This is a genomic window from Methylobacterium gnaphalii (assembly GCF_007992215.1).
Classification (GTDB): Bacteria; Pseudomonadota; Alphaproteobacteria; order Rhizobiales; family Beijerinckiaceae; genus Methylobacterium; species Methylobacterium gnaphalii.
The window spans coordinates 192271-212545 of sequence record NZ_BJZV01000004.1; the positions used below are offsets into that span (position 1 = coordinate 192271).

The 20275-nt window shown below is 66.0% G+C and carries 15 protein-coding genes and 1 pseudogene; 7 read left to right on the forward strand and 9 right to left on the reverse strand.

Going from position 1 to position 20275, the window contains the following annotated elements; translation table 11 throughout:
* Positions 1 to 50: 50 nt before the first annotated feature.
* Entirely contained in the window at positions 51 to 965 is a 915-nt protein-coding gene (locus MGN01_RS05260; protein WP_147045533.1) for a manganese catalase family protein, read from the reverse strand.
* Positions 966 to 1181: 216 nt separating this feature from the next.
* On the reverse strand, positions 1182 to 1877 hold the full coding sequence (locus MGN01_RS05265) for a L,D-transpeptidase (protein ID WP_147045534.1): 696 nt from the start codon (positions 1875 to 1877) through the stop codon (positions 1182 to 1184).
* Between the two features lie 476 nt (positions 1878 to 2353).
* On the opposite strand from MGN01_RS05265, the pseudogene MGN01_RS24660 reads away from it, so the two are divergent.
* Both MGN01_RS24660 and MGN01_RS24665 read left to right on the forward strand, forming a co-directional pair.
* Positions 2354 to 2961, forward strand: a pseudogene (locus MGN01_RS24660) (DUF8370 family protein); the annotation flags it as partial.
* A gap of 219 nt (positions 2962 to 3180) precedes the next feature.
* A complete protein-coding gene (locus tag MGN01_RS24665; RefSeq protein ID WP_488803221.1) occupies positions 3181 to 3822 on the forward strand; it encodes a DUF8371 domain-containing protein in 642 nt (213 codons plus the stop codon).
* Positions 3823 to 3936: 114 nt separating this feature from the next.
* On the opposite strand, the gene MGN01_RS05275 is transcribed toward MGN01_RS24665, so the two are convergent.
* From MGN01_RS05275 to MGN01_RS05290, 4 genes are all read right to left on the reverse strand, one after another.
* Positions 3937 to 4401 carry a hypothetical protein gene (locus MGN01_RS05275; protein WP_147045535.1) on the reverse strand — a complete coding sequence of 155 codons (465 nt, stop codon included), beginning with the start codon at positions 4399 to 4401 and terminating at the stop codon, positions 3937 to 3939.
* A gap of 516 nt (positions 4402 to 4917) precedes the next feature.
* On the reverse strand, positions 4918 to 5622 hold the full coding sequence (gene trmB / locus MGN01_RS05280; protein WP_147045648.1) for a tRNA (guanine(46)-N(7))-methyltransferase TrmB: 705 nt from the start codon (positions 5620 to 5622) through the stop codon (positions 4918 to 4920).
* Between the two features lie 355 nt (positions 5623 to 5977).
* Positions 5978 to 7153, reverse strand: coding sequence for a methionine adenosyltransferase (gene metK, locus MGN01_RS05285; RefSeq protein ID WP_147045536.1), 1176 nt, complete (start codon positions 7151 to 7153; stop codon positions 5978 to 5980).
* A 139-nt stretch (positions 7154 to 7292) separates the two neighbouring features.
* Entirely contained in the window at positions 7293 to 7703 is a 411-nt protein-coding gene (locus tag MGN01_RS05290; RefSeq protein ID WP_147045537.1) for a helix-turn-helix domain-containing protein, read from the reverse strand.
* Positions 7704 to 8345: 642 nt separating this feature from the next.
* Here MGN01_RS05290 and MGN01_RS05295 point away from each other — a divergent pair.
* The 3 genes from MGN01_RS05295 to MGN01_RS05305 all read left to right on the forward strand — a co-directional run bounded on the left by MGN01_RS05295 (position 8346) and on the right by MGN01_RS05305 (position 12681).
* On the forward strand, positions 8346 to 9155 hold the full coding sequence (locus MGN01_RS05295; RefSeq protein WP_373319145.1) for a DNA-binding protein: 810 nt from the start codon (positions 8346 to 8348) through the stop codon (positions 9153 to 9155).
* 7 nt (positions 9156 to 9162) lie between these two features.
* Positions 9163 to 10641 carry a M48 family metalloprotease gene (locus MGN01_RS05300; protein ID WP_147045539.1) on the forward strand — a complete coding sequence of 493 codons (1479 nt, stop codon included), beginning with the start codon at positions 9163 to 9165 and terminating at the stop codon, positions 10639 to 10641.
* Between the two features lie 279 nt (positions 10642 to 10920).
* Positions 10921 to 12681 carry a sensor histidine kinase gene (locus MGN01_RS05305; protein WP_147045540.1) on the forward strand — a complete coding sequence of 587 codons (1761 nt, stop codon included), beginning with the start codon at positions 10921 to 10923 and terminating at the stop codon, positions 12679 to 12681.
* 22 nt (positions 12682 to 12703) lie between these two features.
* Here MGN01_RS05305 and MGN01_RS05310 read toward each other — a convergent pair whose 3' ends face one another.
* Positions 12704 to 13624 carry a hypothetical protein gene (locus tag MGN01_RS05310; RefSeq protein ID WP_147045541.1) on the reverse strand — a complete coding sequence of 307 codons (921 nt, stop codon included), beginning with the start codon at positions 13622 to 13624 and terminating at the stop codon, positions 12704 to 12706.
* Positions 13625 to 13889: 265 nt separating this feature from the next.
* Here MGN01_RS05310 and MGN01_RS05315 point away from each other — a divergent pair, with 265 nt between their 5' ends.
* Both MGN01_RS05315 and murJ read left to right on the forward strand, forming a co-directional pair.
* Positions 13890 to 14486, forward strand: coding sequence for a superoxide dismutase (locus MGN01_RS05315; protein WP_147045542.1), 597 nt, complete (start codon positions 13890 to 13892; stop codon positions 14484 to 14486).
* Between the two features lie 180 nt (positions 14487 to 14666).
* Positions 14667 to 16196 carry a murein biosynthesis integral membrane protein MurJ gene (gene murJ, locus MGN01_RS05320; protein WP_147045543.1) on the forward strand — a complete coding sequence of 510 codons (1530 nt, stop codon included), beginning with the start codon at positions 14667 to 14669 and terminating at the stop codon, positions 16194 to 16196.
* Here the strand turns inward: murJ and addB are convergent, their stop codons facing one another.
* Together addB and MGN01_RS05330 are read right to left on the reverse strand one after the other, a co-directional pair.
* Positions 16197 to 19307, reverse strand: coding sequence for a double-strand break repair protein AddB (gene addB, locus MGN01_RS05325; RefSeq protein ID WP_147045544.1), 3111 nt, complete (start codon positions 19305 to 19307; stop codon positions 16197 to 16199). It abuts the gene before it with no gap.
* Between the two features lie 140 nt (positions 19308 to 19447).
* Positions 19448 to 20194 carry a nucleotidyltransferase family protein gene (locus tag MGN01_RS05330; RefSeq protein WP_147045545.1) on the reverse strand — a complete coding sequence of 249 codons (747 nt, stop codon included), beginning with the start codon at positions 20192 to 20194 and terminating at the stop codon, positions 19448 to 19450.
* Positions 20195 to 20275 lie beyond the last annotated feature (81 nt).

The following is a 20275-nucleotide window of genomic DNA, read 5'->3' on the forward strand; positions in this document are numbered from 1 at the left end:
GGTCCAACGGCCGGGCGCCCTTTTTCTATGGTGGTGAGCGAGCAATCGCCTCAGCGGCTCTTCTTGTAGAGCTTGCTCGCGATCTCGAAGATCTCCTCCGGCGCATAGTTCGGTGCGAAGGCGCCGTAATTGCCGTCGAGCTCAGGGATCTTGCCGCCCTCCGGCATGCCGTCGACGATCTCGAGGTTGCCCGGCGGGTCGCCCGGCAGAGCGACCTCGTCGTTCGACCAGACGCCCGCTGCCTCCTTGTAGTCGTCCGGGCTGAACCGGTAGAGCCGGCGGTGCGAGCCCTCCTGCAGGTACTTCTGACATTCGGGGATCTTGTCGAGGACGATGTTCGGCGTCGGCAGCATCTTCTCGATCTCGACGCCGGTGATCTTCTTCAGCGCCAGCGCGTAGGAATGCGCGTGCACCGAGCCGCGCACGAGGAGATAGCCGCAGACCTCGCGGCCGGTCGGGTCCGACAGCGTCTCGTAGACCCGCAGCTTGTGGAGCCTGGCGCCGCATTCCAGGTGGAAGTTGTGCAGCAGGTCGATGATCAGGTTCCCGGTCGTGGTCACCATGTCCATGTTCCAGGAGGCGGCATTGCTGTTCATCGGCATCGCGCCGCCGCCGTTGCTGAGGAACGAGCCGGCGAGCCGCACGTCCTTCATCTCCTCGAAGGGCGCCTTCGACACGTCGACGTCCGGGGTGTCGTCACCGGGCCCATTGTTGAGCATCGCGACGCCGGTCGAGACCAGCTCCACGTGGCCGAGCTCTTCCGCGAAGATGCTCGAGACCAGGCTGTAGAACGGGCGCAACTTCGACTTGTCGCGGAAGTTGAAGCTCTGGAACATGTAATTCCCGAGCGTCGACATCTCGCCGTACTTGCCGCCGAGCAGCTCCTGCAGCGCGGCGGCGGCATTCGGGTCGGGTCGCTTCGGCTGCGGCAGTTCTGCCTGCAGGCGATCGATTCTCATGAACATGGCGGGTGCTCCTCGCGCGATCTGCGCAAGGGGCTAGCCGCCGGGACGCCGTGATGTTCCCGCAGGGTCAGGAAGAAGACCCACGGGCCCGCGCCGCCGGAGGGCGCCGGCGCATCGTCATCCCGCGTGGTCCGTGAAACGACGCTCCGCCGCTCCGGGTTCCCAACCCCCAGGGATCGCGACGCAATCGCCCGGCGCGCGGGCGGCCCGGAGCCTTCAGGCCGGCAGCACCACCACCTTCGTCTTCACCGGCGTGCGGGCATAGAGGTGGATCATGTCCTGGCTCAGCAGGCCGACGCAGCCGCTGGTGATGCCGCTGCCGATCGTGTCCGGCTCGCTGCTCGCGTAGATCGTGTAGAGCGTATAGGCGCCGTTCTGGTAGAGATGCAGCGTGCGCGCGCCGAGCGGATTGTCGAGCCCGCCCGGCATGCCGCGCGCATATTTGGCGGCCTCGGGCTGGCGCTTGATCATCTCCTTCGGCGGCGTCCAGGTCGCCCATTCGGACTTGCGGCCGACATAGGCATCCCCGTGCCACAGGAACCCGTCGCGGCCGACATTGGCGCCGTAGCGCGTGGCCGTCCCGTCGCCCTCGACCCGGTAGACGTAGAACTTGCCCGGATCGACGATGATCGTGCCCGGCGCTTCCTTCGACTCGTACTGCACGACCCGGCGATAGTATTTCGGATCGACCTTGCTGATATCGACGGCCGGGATCGGAAATTTCTCGTTCGGCATCGGCCCGTAGGTCTCCCGCGCCTGGGCGAGGAGCAGGGCATCGTTCCCCGCGCAGCCGGCGAGCCCGAGCGCCCCGAGACCGGCGGCCGAGCCGCCGAGAAACGCCCGCCGGCTCACCAGCCCGGCCCGGCGCCCCGGCCGGGCGGCCGCATCACCTGTCCCATCGTCCCACATCATGACCCTGGGATCCCCTCTCCGGCGCCCGGCGCGTCAGCCCGCGTTCCCGCGCGTGTACGGCCAAGCTAAAATGGCCGATGGACAGCGCGCCGTGCAAGCTCGGCCTTCGCCGTATGGCAACGACTGTGCGGCATCCGTGAGGCAGGAGGGCAGGGAGTTCGGGCTATCCATTGTCGGCGAGGCTGCGTCCGACGTACCGCACGGAGGTCGCCAGCGCGCTCCGGCTTTCGACACTGAAGGATTTCGACCAGATCGTCATGCTGGAGGATCGCCAGATTTCTCCCTGCGGTGGCAAGAATTAAAAAGGAACACGACACAGTCCGAGGTTGGTGTGAGCCATTTTCCGAATTTGAACCGCTAAACGCGAAATCGTTGTTGACATCCATTGAGCCGAACATTCGCGATTGTATCTATGCATGCTGCCATCTGGCAGCATTAGGCGATAAATTTTCTAATCTACGGTTTGCCGATTTAGCATGGCTACATTCTTCAATGAGTTTTTTGGATTTACCGATGACCAAGTCGATGAATATGGTGCGTTTAACGTCTCATTGATTAACGATCTTCCCTTATTCATTGACCCATTTTTGCTATTCAATAGCGACAAAGAAGAATATAAGCGGCTTCATACAAGCATTTTGCGATATATAATCTTTTTCGAGATGAGGTTTCGGCGGGGCGTGTCAACAAAGATCGCATTAAAGCTTGGTTCTTTTTTCCTGAGGTGAAGCAGAATTGGCTGGGCTTCTCTCTTGCCGGCAACAAGGGGTCGGGTCTGGGTGAGAAATTCGCTTTCGCTCTTAGAGACAATCTTCAAAGCGTTTTTTCCGATTTTGGCGCCGAGCGCATCTCCCGAAGCAGTCATATTGAGAAAGTCTGCCTTATCAGTGATGGTGTCGGACGTGATAATATCAGTGATTTCACTCTAAATCTAATACTCGACTACATTTGCAACTATACGCAAAAGTTTGCATTAGAATACATCGCGCCTCAGTGGCGACGTATTGTGTGGCTTGGAAAAACAGAGTTTGATTACAGTCTAAAGGCATGGACTCGTAAGAGATACGAATTGCCGTACATTGATGGTGATTACGTTCTCCTGACACCAAAAGATATACTCACAAGGGATGAGAACTGGATAAATCGCGGCGATATGGTGAAACAGTTTGAGGAAATACCAGTTGCTATTCCTGACGCGGAGCTTAGAGGTCAAGTATTTGCGTATTTCGACAGTGTTTTAGCGAAACACGAGGATAGACACGCTAGCCAAGAAGAGCGCGCAGAAGCAGTTATCAAAACTTACATGAATTTTCCAGAATTGCTTGACTGGTACATCCGATACAAAGAGGACAATGGTAATAAGGCTACAGATATTAGCGCTGAGAAAGTCGCCCTAACAAAATTCATATTTCAGCATCAGGTAAAGCAGATTCAGTCTCAACTAGCTAATGAGACAGAATTCTACTCCTTAACAAACTCGACCTACGAAGAGACTCACCAAAGATTGGCTTTTTTCAAAAATGTAATTGAAGCCAAAGGTGGCCATCGAATATTTTGGCGTGGCAAGGAAGCAATCACTCGGGAAAGCGATCTACAGATCCTATGCAAATTTATTTGGTTTGGCACGCCGTCTGACGCCAGCGCAGAAGTTAACGATGGGAGAGGACCGGTTGATTTCAAGATTAGTCGCGGGGCTCTCGATAAAACTCTCATCGAGATGAAACTAGCAAAGAATACTAAACTGCGACAAAACCTTGAGAAGCAGCTTCCAATTTATATGGCGGCAAGCGCAGCGCGCCGAGGGATCAAAGTCACTATTTATTTTACCGCAGCGGAAAAAATAAAGACAGACGCAATTCTGAGCGATGTTGGTATACTTGGGCACAAAGATATTGTGCTTATAGATGGTCGCAACGACAATAAACCATCAGGATCTAAAGCTTAAAAAATGTTTTATAATATGCGATGAATTCTTAAATAGATGATTAATTTCGCAAAAGACTAAGTAGTGTTATAAAAACGTGTCATGACAATACATGCGGGTGGCGCGTCAACTAAGTTAGCTTATCGCGCTCCCCATTTTCGCCCTTCGCGCCCGCGACACCCGCGAGCGCGGCATCCCAGGCCGGTCGAGCCGCTGCGCCAGCGCGAGCACCCGAACGGCGCGGGCGAAGGCGGCGGGGGTTGCGGCTGGGTCCAGCTCGACCCGGCGGACCAAGTCCTCGGCCGCGCGCAGGACCCGCTCCGCCAGGAGACCGCGCCGCGCCCGGCGCTCGGCCTCCGCGCTGAGCGGCGGCAGGTCGTCGGCAGCTTGGCCGCCCTGCGGCCTGATCCAGCCGCCCTCCAGCACGTGGCGCGAGATGGTCGCGCGCGGCACGCCGGTGATCCGCGCGATGGCCCGGTAGGAGAGGGCGCTCGTCTCGATCAGCCGCCGCACCTCGGCGAGCGCCGCCGGATCATGCGGCTGGCCCCGCGCCCGCGCGGGCCGGGGCTCCGCTGGGAGCGTCGCCGAGAGTCTGAGCACACTTCCCCACGTATAGGAAATATGTCATAGTATGGGTTGGGTGTCAAGGTTTTTGGGTCGGGCACATTCCACCCAGAACCTCATCCTGAGGTGCGGAGCGTCGAAGGAGGGCTCCAGGGATCTCGCTGGCTTCTGGAGGGATCCTTCGAGGCTCCGCTTCGCTTCGCACCTCAGGATGAGGGGGGATGAGTGGAATCGGGCGGCAGGGATTGGTGGGTGGGTGGCCGGCGATCGGCGCGGCTACGTTTGTTTGGGCGAACGGTGCGAGACCCGGCGCCGGAGTGCGGGCGGGCGTGGGACAGGTGGGACGGGCGTCCCAGATTCGGCCCTTTCGCAGGTTTCGGCCCTGGCCGCGTTCGGTTTATCGGCGCGCTTCCGTCATCGGGCGCGGGGGCGATGCTGTTCCGGGCTATCTGCGCGGGCGCCCGCGCGTTGGCGCGAGACAGCGTCGATCCTGCCACGCCGGGGCCCTCGGGTGAGCGCGCATGCTGCCCGGGGCGAGCACGCGCGGCAGGATCAGGCCGGGTCCGGCTCGCGGATGAAGGTGAGGTAGCTCGGGCGCCTTCCGGCCGCGATGGCCTTGGCCTCGTAGCGGGTGCCGGGCCAGCCGGGGAAGGGTTGCCGCCAGTCGTCGGCGCGCTCAGCCGTCCAGCGCAAGGCGGGGCAGCGGGCGGCGCGCACCAGGGTCCAGCCGGCATAGTCGTCGATGTCGGAGGCGAAGCGAAACAGCCCGCCGGGCCGCAGCACGCGGGCGATCTCCGCGAGCGAGGCATCCGAGACGAAGCGGCGCTTGCGCTGGCGGCGCTTCGGCCAGGGATCGGGATAGAGCAGGTAGACGCGCGCGAGGCTCGCATCGGGCAGGGCCGCGAGCAGCGCGGTGGCGTCCTCGTCGCGGATGCGCACATTGGTGAGGCCGCGCTCGTCGACCTCGCGCAGCAGCTTCACCACGCCGTTCACGAAGGGCTCGCAGCCGATGATGCCCACGCGCGGATGCTTCTCCGCGTTGTCCGCCAGATGCTCGCCGCCGCCGAAGCCGATCTCGACCCAGACCTCGTCGACGGGGCTGGGGAAGAGCGCGGGCGGATCGAGCCGGCTGCCATCCTCGGGTGGCGTGACGCGCAAGGCCGGCAGCAGGGAGGCGAGGCGGTCCTCCTGGGCCGGGCGCAGGCGCTTGCCCTTGCGGCGGCCGAAGAAGGCGCGGTCTGACGGATCGGGTTGAATGGGACTGGTCTCGCGCTGGACGGGAGGCCCGTGTCGCGCAAGGCCGGGGATGGGACAAGCGCGTTTTTCGGGTGGCTTCCCCTCGGCCCACCCAACCCCCTCATCCTGAGGTGCGAAGCAGGGCGAAGCCTCGAAGGAGGCCTCCAGGGATCGGCGCGCCCTCTGGAGCCCTCCTTCGAGGCTGACGCTGCGCGCCAGCACCTCAGGATGAGGGGGGTGGGTGGGATGAGCCGGTGGGAGCCGAGCCGGTTGTGAGGCCCCGGCGTCGTTGTGGGGCCGAAACGATCCAGGGCCGACACCCGGCTTTTGCGGGTGCGGCCCTGGATGGCGTTGCTCGCTCTGAGGGAGCGGGGTCTTAGAAGGCGGACTTCAACTTGTCGGCGAGGTCCGTCTTCTCCCAGGAGAAGCCGCCATCGGCGTCGGGCTCGCGGCCGAAATGGCCGTAGGCCGCGGTGCGGGCGTAGATCGGCTTGTTGAGCTGGAGTGCCGTGCGGATGCCGCGGGGCGAGAGGTCGATGGCGTCGTTGAGGACGGCCTCGAGCTTGGCTTCGTCGACGTTGCCGGTGCCGTGCAGGTCGACATAGATCGAGAGCGGCTTCGACACGCCGATCGCGTAGGAGAGCTGGATCGTCGCCTTCGAGGCGAGGCCGGCCGCGACGACGTTCTTGGCGAGGTAGCGGGCGGCATAGGCCGCCGAGCGGTCGACCTTGGTCGGGTCCTTGCCGGAGAAGGCGCCGCCGCCATGGGGCGCCGCGCCGCCATAGGTGTCGACGATGATCTTGCGGCCGGTGAGGCCGGCATCGCCGTCGGGGCCGCCGATCACGAACTTGCCGGTGGGGTTCACGTGCCAGACGGTCCCTTCCGTGATCCAGTCCTGCGGCAGGGCCGCGCGGATATAGGGCTCGACGATGGCGCGCACGTCGGCCGAGTCGAGGGATTCGTCGAGGTGCTGGGTGGAGAGCACGATCTGCGTGGCCTCGACCGGGCGGCCATTGGCGTAGCGCACCGTGACCTGGCTCTTGGCGTCGGGGCCGAGCTTGGCGGCGTCGCCCTGCCGGGCCTTGCGCGCGTCGGCGAGGTCCTTGAGGATCTTGTGGGCGTAGTAGATCGGGGCGGGCATCAGCGAGGGGGTCTCGTCCGAGGCGTAGCCGAACATGATGCCCTGGTCGCCCGCGCCCTCGTCCTTGTTGCCGGCCGCATCCACGCCCTGGGCGATGTCGGCGGACTGGGCGTGCAGGTAGATCTGGACGTCGTTGTTCTTCCAGTGGAAGCCGGACTGCTCGTAGCCGATGTCCTTCACGGCCTCGCGGGAGAGCTCCTCCAGGTCCTTGAAGGTCACGGAATCGGGGCCGCGGACCTCGCCGGCGATCACCACGCGGTTCGTGGTGGTGAGCGTCTCGACGCCGAGGCGGGCCTCCGGCATCGCGGCGAGATAGGCGTCGACGACGGTGTCCGAGATCCGGTCGCTCACCTTGTCGGGGTGGCCTTCGGAGACGGATTCGCTGGTGAACAGAAAATCTGAGCGCGGCATGGACGGCACCCCCGTGACGGGCGCGCCAGACCTATCGCGGCGCTTGACCCTTAAACGCCGCCTTCTCTCACCCCACCCCCCCCGCGGTCAACCCGACACAACGAACTCGTCCGTTATATCGAACGGTTCTGAAGAGTGGTCAGCGGTTCAGCTGATGCGAGAGCGCATCGATCATTCTCGTCAGGTCGCGTCTGCTCGCTTCGTCGAAGTTGTCGGATACATGCTTGACGACAACAGCCGCGAGACCCGTCCAAGGCTCGTCCGACGAAAGCGGTTGCTGGTCGGCGTCGGCGAAGCCGCGATCGGGGACATCGTCGAGGTGAGGAATTTCCTTGAAAAACTCCGACAAGGGCACCCCGGTCATCCGACTCAGAATTTCGAGATGGACTGCGCTGATCCGATTGATGCCTTTTTCGTATTTCTGAAGCTGTGCAGCGGACATTCCGAAGCTCTGGGCGACCTTGCGCTGGGTCAGGTTTGAGCGCTTCCGCTCCTCCGCCATGCGCTGGCCCAGATAAAGATCCCGCGCGTCCGTCTTTTGCCCCGCCATGTCGCGTCCTGCGCAGTGCCATCCGTTGCCCGGATCATTCTGCACGATTTTCGTAGTGATCAAGCTATGAAAAGTAGCGGATGATAAATTTAGAACTAATTTTACAATAAAACAGATGATGGCGTCCCCGGCAGGGCTCGAACCTGCGACCCCAGGTTTCATACCACTTCGGTTTTCACCGCCACCCGAGAGGTATGCTTCGGGTGTTCGTGGTCTGGACTATCCCTTCACCGTGGGCCTCGGAACGAAGCCTTTAGGTGCCGCCCGTCTAGTCTCTACACCTTCCTGCGGTCTCGCAGGCTTGGCTCGGGATCGGCAGGCGCCCTCGCGAGCGCTGTGAGCTTTCCCCGACTTTGAGCGGATCCGCCGCGCGGTTTCCCCTCGCGACGCCCAATTTTCTCTAGGAAACCTGTGCTCTGTCCAGCTGAGCTACGGAGACAACCGCCGCTGCCATAGCATTGCGGCGAGGCAGCGCCAACAGGCGGTTCGCAGACGATGTCGCCGGCAGGCCACGGTGCCTGTATTTACCGTCTGCGCGAGCAATCTTTGCGGGAAACGCATCAACGACCGCCGAAGAACTGCCGCAGATGGCCGGAATGATGTGCACGCGCTCAAACCCGCGCCGCCGATCCCAGTCCGTCCGTGCCAAGATTGTCCGTTCCAGCCGCCGGCTGCCTGATTTTCGCGTTCGCGGTCCTTCCGACGGCGGCCGCGCCGCGGATCGCGCCGGAATCCTGTCAGGCCTCCGCCCTGCGAGAGGAGCGTCTCGCCAGCGTCAGCCCTCGCGGCGAACTGGCCCTAACCTCCGGTGCGCGCACGATCCTCGACGGCATCCATTGGCCGGAAACCGAGCCGGAAGCGACGCAGGCTGCCGCCCACCTCGCCGGGCTCTGGGGCAGGGGACTCGCGATCAGCCAGCGCGGCGAGGTCGATCGCTGGGGCCGCGCGCGGATCGATGCCGTTGCCGAACCCGTCCTCGAAACGGATGAGCCTGCAGATCTCGCCACCGGTCTCGTTGCTGTCGGCCTCGCCCACGCGGATGCTGGCGAGAGCGACGTCTTCTGCCGGACCGACCTGATCAAGCTCGAGGCCGAACCGCGCCGTGACCGGCGCGGTATCTGGCGCGAGCCCGTCCTCGCCGCGGGCGATGGCCCGGCGCTCGCAACCCATGCAGGCACCTTCATCATTGCAGAGGGCCGGATCGTCGGCGTCGGTGAGCGGGCAGAGCGCACCTATCTCGACTTTGCGCGGCACGCAGCGGATGGCTTGACCGTAACGGTGACGAAACGCACTTGGCGGATCATGCGGGAGCGTGGTTTGACTGCCGCCACGCTGAGGGGGCGCCTCGCGCGAGTTCGCGGCAGACTGGAGGTTCGGCGAGGGCCGATCCTCGAGATCGTGAGCGCGGACATGATCGAGGTGCTGGAAGGGGAGCGGGCGCTGACGCGCTGACGGGTTAATGGTTGGGGCTCTGCAGCATAGACCGCGAACGGAATTCACGCGGCGCCTGATCGCGCTCGGCGGACTCGCCGCCACGCTCGCGGGATGCGCCGGCGAGCAGACCGGCACGATCCTCGCACCGGCTACGATCTCGGTGCCGGCCCAGGCGCCGCGTACCACCGGACGTCGCATGGCCGACGAGGCGGATCACGCCAAGCTCGTCGCCTCCTTCGGCGGCGAGTATCGTGCGCCGGCAACCCTGCGTCTCCTGAGCGAGGTTACTGACCGCCTGGTGCGCGCCAGCGATCGGCCTGAAGAGACCTACGCCGTCACCCTGCTCGATTCACCCGTGGTCAATGCCTTCGCGTTGCCCAGTGGCCGGCTCTATGTCACCCGCGGCCTCGTCGCTTTGGCCTCCGACACCTCCGAGGTCGCGGCCGTGCTCGCCCACGAGATCGCCCACGTCACCCTGCGCCACGCTACGGCGCGCACCGAGATGGCGCTCCGCTCGCAACTCGTCAGCCGCGTCGTCGCCGACGTGCTGAACGACCCGGCCACCGGTGCACAGATGGAGAGCCAGTCGAAGGTTACCCTCGCGCGCTTCTCACGCGACCAGGAGTTGGAGGCGGATGCGGCCGGCGTGAAGACACTGGCCGGTGCCGGTTTCGATCCGTTCGGCGCTGCTCGCTTCCTCAACGCGCTCAACCGCACGATCGCGCTGAAGAGCGGCACCGGTTCGGGCTCCGAGCCGGACATGCTTGCGACCCATCCGGGCACCACTGAGCGCATCAACCTCGTCACGCGGGCCGCACGACGCATCGGTGCACCAGGGCTCGGCGTCGACGAGCGCGCCCGTTTCCTCGCTGCGATCGACGGTATCGCCTACGGCGATAATCCCGGTGACGGCATGGTGCGCGGCTCGCGCTTCCTGCATCCGAGCCTCGGCATCGCCTTCGAGATCCCTGATGGCATCGCCATCGAGAACACCCGCAACGCGGTGCTCGGCACAACCCGCGACGGCAGCCGCCGCATCCTATTCGATCAGGTTGAGAGCAGCACCGGCCGCAGCCTCGAGGATGTGCTCAAGGCGACCTGGAACGACGGTATCGATAGCGCCTCCATTGAGAACCGGATCGTCGATGGCCGCTCGGCGGTCTTCGCGGTCTCGAAGGGCAAGGACTGGACCTTCCGTCTCGCCGCGATCCGCGTCGGCGAGAGCACCTTCCGTATGATCATGGCCGCGAAGGGCTCGGCCGATCCCAATGTCGCCTTCCGCCGCTGGGTCGACAGCCTGTCGGGCGTCGATCCGGACGAGGCGCGCTCGCTGAAGCCTCTGCACCTGCGCATCGTCACAGCGTCGTCGGGAGACACTGTCGAGCAGTTCGCGTCCCGCATGGTGGTCACCGACCGCGCGCTCGACCGGTTCCTTGTGCTCAATGGGCTTGATCGCGGCGCCATCCTGAGGCCGGGTCAGGGCTACAAGCTGATCGGTGAGTAGAAGCGTTCCAAGTATCTCGGCTGTCTCAGCGACTCTCGCATCGACATTCCTGATGCCATAGGCCAGTTCAGGATCACGGCAATGCGTTGTTTGCCGACATTTGCCGAAACGGGGCACCACGGCCGTTTCTGCTCCCATGCCATTTGAGGCCCAATCCCGGGCAAGCCTTGCCGCGGCCCGTTCCCCCGTCCATGCTGCGCCGGGCTTGCTGGACAGGGCTGGCGAGCGAAGAATTCCGCCCGCTAGACCGTCTGGGAGCGCGCTGAAAGAGGTTGCGTCTTGGAAGACAGAGGCGAGGACGACGACCGTGCGGCTCCGTCCGTTCCCGGCCTGCATGAAGCAGTCTTCTCGGCGGCGTCCGTTGGCCTTGCACTGATCGCCGCGGACGGCCGGACGGTGCGCGATGCCAACCCGTTCCTATGCAACCTGCTCGGCTATACGCCAGGCAGCCTGGCTGGCGCGCCCGTCACCAAGTTGTTCACCGATCGCACGCCGGTCCTCACAGCCGGCATCCGGCGCTGGCGCAGGGCCGATGGCGAGGGCATCGACCTGCGCCTGACGATCACCCCGGCGGCGCGTGCCGAGGGCGAGCCCGATCTCGTTGCTGTGGTCGAGCCAGTCGATGCCGACGAGCTCGTCCGTGCCGAGCAGAACCGCGACGCCGTCATCGCCGCTGGCCTCGGCGAGTGGCGCTGGGAGGCGGCGCACGGCCAAGTCTCGCTCTCGCGCCGCGCCGGCGAGATCCTCGGTTACCCGGCGGGCCGCTCCGCACGCTGGGCTACGATGCAGACGGGCTTCTTCCCTGGAGACTATCAGCGCATCCACCAAGCTGTGACCGCGGCGCTGGCCCGGCGCGCGCCTTGGGAGTTCGAGAGCCGCTTCGTCCGCGGCAGCGACGGCGTGGAGATCGCCATCAGTGTGCGCGGCCAGCCAATCTATGGCGCCGACGGGACGCTCAGCGGCATGGTCGGCATCGTCCGCAACGTTACGCAGCGCATCGAGGCGCAACGGGCTCTGCGTGAGCGTGAACAGCGCCTGCGCGTCGCGACCTCGCTCGCAGCGCTCGGCATCTTCGAGTGGCACCTACTCGACGACGCGGCGATCTGGGAAAACGAACGCATGTTCGAGATCTTCGGGCGCCGGCAGGAAGAGGGTGGCATCGGCAAGGGCGAATTTCTCAACACCATCCTCCACCCGGAGGATCGCGTGAAGGTGCGCCGGCAGATCACCAAGGCGCTACGCCAGGATGGCGTTCTGCACGTGGCGGGCCGAATTCGGCATTTCGAAACGGGCGCTTGGCGCAACATCGAGATGGCGGGTCGCTTCGAGCGCGATGCCCCGGGACAATTGCCGACGCGCCTGATTGGCGTGGTCGCGGACGTCACCGACCGCCGTCAGGCGCAGGAGCGCCAGAGCCTGCTGATCCGCGAGTTGCACCACCGTGTGAAGAATACGCTTGCCACCGTGCAGGCGATCGTCGGCTCCACAGCACGCACTGCCACGAGCATCGACAGTTTCTACGAGGCCTTCGTCGGCCGCATCAAATCGCTCTCGCATACGCATTCGGTGCTCACCGAGGACACTTGGCAGACGGCGAGCCTGCACGGTCTGCTGGTGAACGAGCTGATGCCGTATCTTGGGACCGACGAGGCGGAGGGCCTCGGATCCCGCGTCTCCCTTGACGGGCCGGAGGTCGACCTGCCCTCGGACATCGCCGTGCCGATCGGCATGGCGATCCACGAGCTCACCACTAACGCCGCGAAGTACGGGGCACTCTCGACCCGCCAGGGCCGGATCAGCGTGAGCTGGTCGATCATGCCGGGCGGCGAGGCGGGCATCCTGCACTTTGCCTGGCGGGAGAGCGATGGACCGCCGGTTACAGCGCCGTCACGCCAGGGTTTCGGCTCACGGCTCCTGCAACGGGTATTGACCACGCAGGTCCAGGCCCGGGTGCAGAGCGAGTATCCCTCGGAGGGCTTCCGTCTGGTCATGCAGGCGCCGTTGCCGGGCCGGAACGCGGCGCTCAACCCATTGGTCTGACGCGCATTGTCGCCCGCGTGTGTCAGGCCGCGCCGCGGGCGCTTGTCTCGCCACCGGAATCCACGAAGGCCTTCAGTTCGTCGAGCGACTGGAAGGTGAACTGCCCACGCGGCGTGTCGGCCTGGATCGTCCCGTTGGCGAACATGACGTAGGTGTTGGCGCCGGACGAGTAGGTGCCGACGACCTGCAAGTCATCGGATTTGAGCGGCTCGGTTTCCGTTGCCGCTGGCTCTTCGGGGATCGAGGAGGCGTCTGTCGCAGCTGGCTCGGGCTCGGCGAGCGCCGGTTCTTCGAGAGCTGGCCGCAGCGCGAGCTCCTCCTGAGCTGGGTCGGGCTCGGGAGTGGGCTCGGCTGACTTCTCGTCAATCATCGCGTCGACCGCAGCCCGTGGACCATGGCCAGGACGGTCTTCGGGGGAGGCGAACAGGTCCTCGTCCGGCGAGATCGGCTCGTCCGGGGCAGGTGACGATACCTGGCTCGGCACGGCGGGCGAGAGCAGGTCCGGAAGGGGCGGCTCTGCCTCAAGGTGGTAGCTGGGGGCCGAATCGAGGGATGGATGATGGTCGTGGCCAGCTAGGTCGCGTGCGGATCCGAGTGCCACTCCGGCGAGGCCCGCTGCGCCCGCCGTGGCAGTGGCCGGTCCGGCCGACAGGGGCGAGGTCTCCTCGATGGAGGGCGCGCGCAGCGGGGCAGCCGACATCGGGAGGGCCGGTTCGGACGCGACCTCGCCTCCGTCGTGCCGGCGGAGCGTCGAGAAGAGCCGCCTCAGCTCCATGAGCGCCACTGCGATGCCGAGCAGTACGGCACCCGCGGACGCCGCCGTGGCCCCGCCAATCACCAGGACCTGCCCGCTCTCCAGCCGGACGTAGGGAAAGCCCTGCACCACGGCGGCGATGCCGCCGACGATCATGACGAGGCTGAGCGCGAACAGCGCGATGATCATGGGATACTCATATACGGCCGCAGCGACCGCTGCGGGTGATGCGGCGAGGATAAGGCTCTGGGATGCATTTTCAAAATTGTATGACCGGCCGCAGCAGGCTTGCGCACAGCCGCACGGTCGGCGCAGGACGATCATGCGACATTGCGGCGTTGCCGAGGCGGCGGAATGACTTACCTACAGCGCGGTCGTCCCGAGAGGCCGCACGCATCGTTTCATGCGCCAAGACCGATTTCGCCCCGGGGCTCAACCGACACGGAGTGACCAGATGACCCTGACCCTGCCAGAGCTTCCCTACGCCTACGACGCGCTCGGCCCGTACATGTCGAAGGAAACCCTCGAGTTTCACCACGACAAGCACCACAAAACCTATGTCGACACGGCCAACAAGCTGCTCGAGGGCAGCGAGCTCGAGGGCAAGAGCCTCGAGGAGATCGTCAAGGCCTCGCACGGCTCCAACCAGCCGCTCTTCAACAACGCGGCGCAGCACTTCAACCACCTCCATTTCTGGAACTGGCTGAAGCCCAACGGCGGCGGCCAGCCTCCGGCTGCGCTGGCCAAGAAGATCGACGAGGATCTCGGCGGCTACGAGAAGTTCAAGGCGGACTTCATCCAGGCCGGCATCGGCCAGTTCGGCTCGGGCTGGGCCTGGGTCGCCGTGAAGGACGGTAAGCTCGCCATCATGAAGACCCCGAACGGCGAGAACCCGCTGGTCCATGGCGCCAAGCCGATCCTCGGCGTCGATGTCTGGGAGCACTCCTACTACATCGACTACCGCAACCGCCGCCCCGACTACCTCAAGGCTTTCGTCGAGAACCTGATCAACTGGGAATACGTCGAGAAGCTGTACGGCGAGGCGAAGTAAGCCGGCTTAGCGCGCTGTTCCGGCGTTGCTGCCTTCGAAGCCGCTCCTCTCCCGAGGGGCGGCTTCTTTCGTTGTCGGGCCGGCGAGCGCCTGATCGGCGGCTTGCATGTGACGCCGCGCCGAGCCTAGACCTGCGGCCTGCCCGGCTCTGTCCGCCCAACCCCTCATCCTCCCCAAAAAATGATCCGCTCCATCCTCTCCGTCAGCGGCTGGACGCTGGTCTCGCGGGTCACGGGATTTGCCCGCGACGTGGTGATGGCGGCGATCATGGGCGCCGGCCCGATCGCCGATGCCTTCGTCGTCGCCTTCCGGCTGCCGAACCATTTCCGTGCGATCTTCGGCGAAGGCGCCTTCAACACCGCCTTCGTTCCGGCCTATGCGCGCCTCGAGGAGGCCGGCGAGGCCGGATCGGCGAAGCGTTTCGCCGACCGCGTCTTCACGCTGATGCTGATCGTGCAGGTGATCCTGCTGGCCCTTGCCTGGCCGGCCATGCCCTGGGTGGTGAAGGCGCTGGCCCCCGGATTTTCCGAGGATGCCCAGCGCTTCGATCTGGCGGTTTCGCTGACGCGGATCACCTTCCCGTACCTGCTGTTTATGACGCTGGTGACGTTGTTTTCCGGCGTGCTGAACGCCCATCGCAAGTTCGCTGTGGCGGCCGGTGCGCCGGTTCTCTTGAATCTCGCGATGCTGGCGGCTTTTGCCCTCGTCTTCCTGTTTCCGAATGCCGGCTACGCTGCTGCCTGGGGCGTCACCGTCTCCGGCGTTCTGCAATTCGCCCTCGTCTGGTGGGCCTGCCGCCGTGGCGGCTTCGCCCCGGGCGCGACGCGGCCAACGCTCGCCGATCCCGACATGCGGCGCTTCTTCAAGGTGCTCGGCCCGGCGGTGATCGGCTCGGCCGGGTTCCAGATCGCCTCCTTCGCCGACACGATCATCGCGAGCTTCCTGCCGGTGGGCGCGGTCTCGGCGCTCTACTATGCCGACCGGCTCTATCAGCTGCCCTTCGGCGTCATCGCCATCGCGGCGGGCACCGTGCTGCTGCCCGAGATGAGCCGCCGGCTCGCCGCGGGCGACGCCGCTGGCGCGCATGCGGCACAGAACCGGGCGGCCGGGTTCTCGCTGGCCTTGTCGGCCCCCTTCACGGTGGCCTTCCTGACGCTGCCGGGGCTGATCATGGCGGCCCTGTTCCAGCGGGGCGCCTTCTCCGCGGAGGATGCGGCCCGCGCGGCCTCCGTGCTCGCCGCCTACGGCGTGGCGCTTCCCGCGGTCGTGCTGGTGAGGAGCGCGGTCGCGAGCTTCTATGCGCGCCAGGATACGGTGACGCCGCTCGTCGCCTCGCTCACCGGCATCGCCGCGAACGTGTTGCTGAAGCTCGTGCTCACGGGCCCCTACGGCGTGACGGGCCTCGCTCTGGCGACGGCCGTCGGGCAATGGATCAACCTGATCCTGCTCTACGGCCTGGCCTTGCGCCGCGGCTGGACGGCGCCGGGCCGCACGCTCGGGGTCACGGTGCTCGGCGTGACGGTCGCCTGCGTGGTGCTGGCGCTGCTCGCCGTCTACGGCCTGCCCATCGCCGAGCGGCTGGTACCGCCGCTGCCGCATCTGCGCGAGATCGCGGTGCTCTCGGTACTCGGCGCTGCAGGCGCGGCCGCCTACGGGGGAACGCTGATCGTGGTGCTCGCCGCGCTGGGAGTACGGCTCAGGCGGACCTGATCACTCCTCGCCGGCCAGTGACCATTCGAGCACGCGGGCGAGGTGGTCGTACTCGTTGTAGGCGCGGGCATATTGCGGATAGGGGCGCGAGACATAGGCCGCCTCGCCCGTCATGAAGCGCGCAATCAGACCGCGCAGCCGCGCGACATGCTCCTCGACGACGGCCTCGACTGTACGTGCCTCTCCCTGGGGCGGCTTCACCGGTACAGGGCGGAAGGGTTCGCGTCCGCCGGAGGCATGGACGTAGAGCAGATCCGGCGTGGTGCTCGCCTTCATGCCATCGAAGGCTCCGTGCATGAGCATGGCGGCTTCCAGCGTGAGCTGAGGCGAGAAGCCGGCAAAGACCGTCTTGTTGCTCGGCGGCGCGCCGGTCTTGAAGTCCACGATGCAGTAGCTGCCGTCCCGGCGCGCCTCGATGCGGTCGGCGCGCCCGGTCAGGGTGAAGCTCTCCGTTCCGAGCGGGATCGTCCACTTGCCGGCGATCTCGGGCCGGATCTGCGCCAGTGCCGGTCGGCGTTCGCGCTCCCAGGCGAGGAACGTCGCGGCCATCCGCTGGAAGCGCGGAAACCACTCCGCGTAGAGTTCGGGGTAATCCTTCCGAATCCAGGCGAATTCGTCTTCGGCGAGCGCGTCCAGCCGCGCCTTGGCCTCGCTCGGATCGTCGATGGCGTCGGGATAGAGCCCGACGAATTTCGCCATGACGTCGTGCACCAGCGTGCCGCGTTCGCTGGCGCCGGGTGGAACGGCGAGGTCGTCGAGCGCCTCGAGGCCGAGCACGTATTCCGCGAAGATCGAGTAGGGGTCGCGCACCAGCCGCTCGATGCGGGTGACGCTGAGGCTGCGCGGAAACAGGGCCGGATCGGGCCGCGGCGCCGGCCGGGTCAGGCGCGGTGCGCGCGCGTCGCGGGTGCTGTCGAGGGCGAAGGCGTAGCCGCGCAGGCGCTGTCCGGCCGCGGCTGCGATCTTCCAGGCCTCCTCGCCGCTGAAGGCCCGCAGCCGCTGCAGGAAGCGCGACGGCACCTGCGGCGTGCCCTCGCGCTTGGCGGCGCGGGTGATCACGGCATCGTGGCACCCGAGCGCCTGCACGAAGTCGTGGGCGCTCTGGCCGATGCGCCGCTCGGGCGGGTTCAGCCCGACCCGGGTGCGCATCGGGCGATTGAGGAAGGCGTCGGTCTTGGTCCGCATCGGCCAGACGCCCTCGTCGAGGCCGCCGAGGATGATGCGATCGACGCTGAGCAGGCGCGCTTCGATCAGGCCGAGGATGCGCAGGCGCGGATGCACGGAAGCGGGCATCGCGACGATCGTGCAATCCTGGGCCAGTGCGGTGAAGAAGGCCGGATAGTCGCGCAACTGCCCGGACAGCTCATCGACGGTGGCGAAGCCGAGATCGTCGAACAGCCCGTCGAGCACGTCGAGGGAGGGATCATCGGGCGATCCGGCCGGATCGTCGGCCGGGCCGTCCATCAACCGCTCGCAGGTCGCGCGATGGTGCTCGGCCACGGCAACGAGGTTGCAGACGCCCTCGCAGGCACCGGCAAAGCCCGCAAACGCGTCGTCGAGCCGTTCGATCAGCGTCTCGGCGAGCTCCCAGTCGACAGGTTTCAGGCGGCGCCGCGCCCGTGGGACGCGGCCGGATCCAGCCCGCGCTGAGCGGATCGCCTCGCGGAGCCCGGCAAAATCCGCGCGCGGCGCGGGACCGCGCAGGACCCCGATCTCCAAAGCGGCGGCTCCGCGCACGACATCGGCGCGAGCCAGCCCGAGCCGGACGAAGGGATGCGACAGCAGGGCGATGACCCGTGCCGGCTCGACGGCTACGGCCAACTCGGCGGCGAGCCGCGCGAAGCGGCCGGCCGGAGCGCGGGCGAGGCTCGCACCGGCGGAATCCTCGGCCGCGATGCCCCAGCGTGCCAGCTCCGCCGATACGCGCATCGCCAGCATCCGGTCCGGCGTGACGAGTGCGGCGGTGGCGTCGGGCGTTTCCAGCGTCTCCCGCAAGGCCAGCGCGATCACCAACGCCTCTTCGCGCTCGTCGAGGGCCTCGACCACGGCGATGCCGTCGAGGCCCCGTTTCGCGGTTTCGATCCGCGTCTGAATGTCGATGTCGGCCCAGGCATCGGTGGTTTCGGCCGAACGCAGGGCCTGTGACAGCACCGTCTGCCGCACCTCTGCCGCTGGTGAGAGTGTGCCGAGGGCCGTGATGTCCGCACGGGCGATATCGAGGCAGCCCGGACCGAGCAGACGGTGCAGGATCGCCTGTGGATGGCCGTGCGCGATCTCCTCCTCCGTCTCGATCGCGGCCCATCCCGCGTCATCGAGGCTCTGGTCGAGGCCGGGCAGCACCACGGCGCCGCGGGGCAGGGCGGCGATCGCTGCGATGAGCTTGGCGGTTGCCGGCACCGAGCCGGTCGAGCCCGCGACGATCACCGGGTCGGCGGGCTTTTCGCGCCGCAATCGGTCCGCTTCGGCGAGCACCATCAGGCGCGAGCGGGCGACGGGATCGCTCAAGCCGCGCTCGGCGAGGATGCCGGGCCAGTTCTCGGCGGCGATCTTCAGGAAGTCGAGGGTCAGGCCGAAATAGCGCGAGTGCTCGGCCTCCACCGCCGCGCCAATCTCGTTCCAGGGCAGGCCCTCGACAGTGATCGCGTCCATCAGCCGTTCGAGATCCGCCGCGAGGCAGAGGGAATCGGCCGGGGAGGAGGGCACCAGGAAGGGCACGTCGTCGCTGATCGGCAGGAGGCCGCGGTCGATCGAGTTCGACCACCCCTGCACCAGCCGCGACAGGATCAGCCGGCGCTCCAGTGGCGGCATCGCCGGGTTCAGGGCCTGCGCGGCCGTCTCGAGCTGCGGGCTTGCCGCGAGGTCGAGCTCCGCCTCGTCGGCCTCGCCGAGCGGGATCATCCGTGGCAGCAGAGCCGCCTGCCCGAGCCGCTGCGACAGGATCGCCGAGAGAGCCGGCACGGCACGCCGCGTCGGCAGGTAGAGCGTGACCGTTCCGAGCGCGAAGGGATCACCCCCGACATCGCCCACGAGCCGGCCGGAGACCAGTGCATCGGCGAGCGTCGGCAGGAAGGGGGCGCCGGGCGGAATCGTGAAGATGTGGGACGCGGGCATGCCGAGAAGGGTCTGTACTCGTCTTCAGCTTAGCCGACCCTGCCACGAAGAAGAACGAGCCCTCGTCCCGGATCACCTTCCTCTTCGCTGCAGGCGTCCGGGGCGCGGGTCGAGGCTCACGTGGCCGGGTTCACAGGCGCTTACGGCGCGGTCGCGCTCTCCTTCACACGCGCCTCGGCGGCGGCAATGGCCTCAGGCGTGCCGACATGCAGCCACTGGCCGTCGAGACGAAGCCCGTAGAGGCGCTCGCGCTCGACGGCGCGGCCGAACAGGGTGGTCAGAGAGAAGGAACCGTCCGGCGTATCGGCGAAAAGCTCAGGCTTCAGAATCGCGACGCCGGCATAGATGAACGGTGCCACCTCGCGCTCGCCGCGCCAGGACAGGCGGCTGTCGGCATCCATGAAGAAGTCGCCCGCGCCCTCGTAGCCGAGGCTCGTTGCCGTGGGGGCAACGAGGAGCAGGATGTCCATGGCCTGCGAGTCCCAGGTTTCGATGAGGCGGGACAGGTTGGGACGTGGGCCTTCGAGCCAGAACGAGTCGGAGTTGAACACGACGAAGGGCTCCTTGCCGAAATGGGCCAGGGCCTTCTTCACGCCGCCGCCGGTGTCCAGCAGGGCATCGCGTTCGTCTGAGATGGTGATCGCGGGCGCGCCCGTGCGGCGCAGGAGATGCCCCTCCATCTGATCGGCGAGCCAGTGGATGTTGACCACGGCCTCGCCGATGCCGCCCTCAGCCGCCCGGTCGAGAGCATGGTCGATCAGTGCCTTGCCGGCAACTTCCACCAGGGGCTTGGGCACCGTCGCCGTGATTGGGCGCATCCGCTTGCCGAGGCCCGCGGCGAGCACGAAAGCGCGCGTGATCGCAGTCTGTGTGGGGGCGTCGCTCATACCGGCCAAATCTCTCGCAGGCACAGGCACGAGCCGTGCCTCGGCATGGTGTGCACGCGGGTGTCCGCGTCAAGCCGGGAA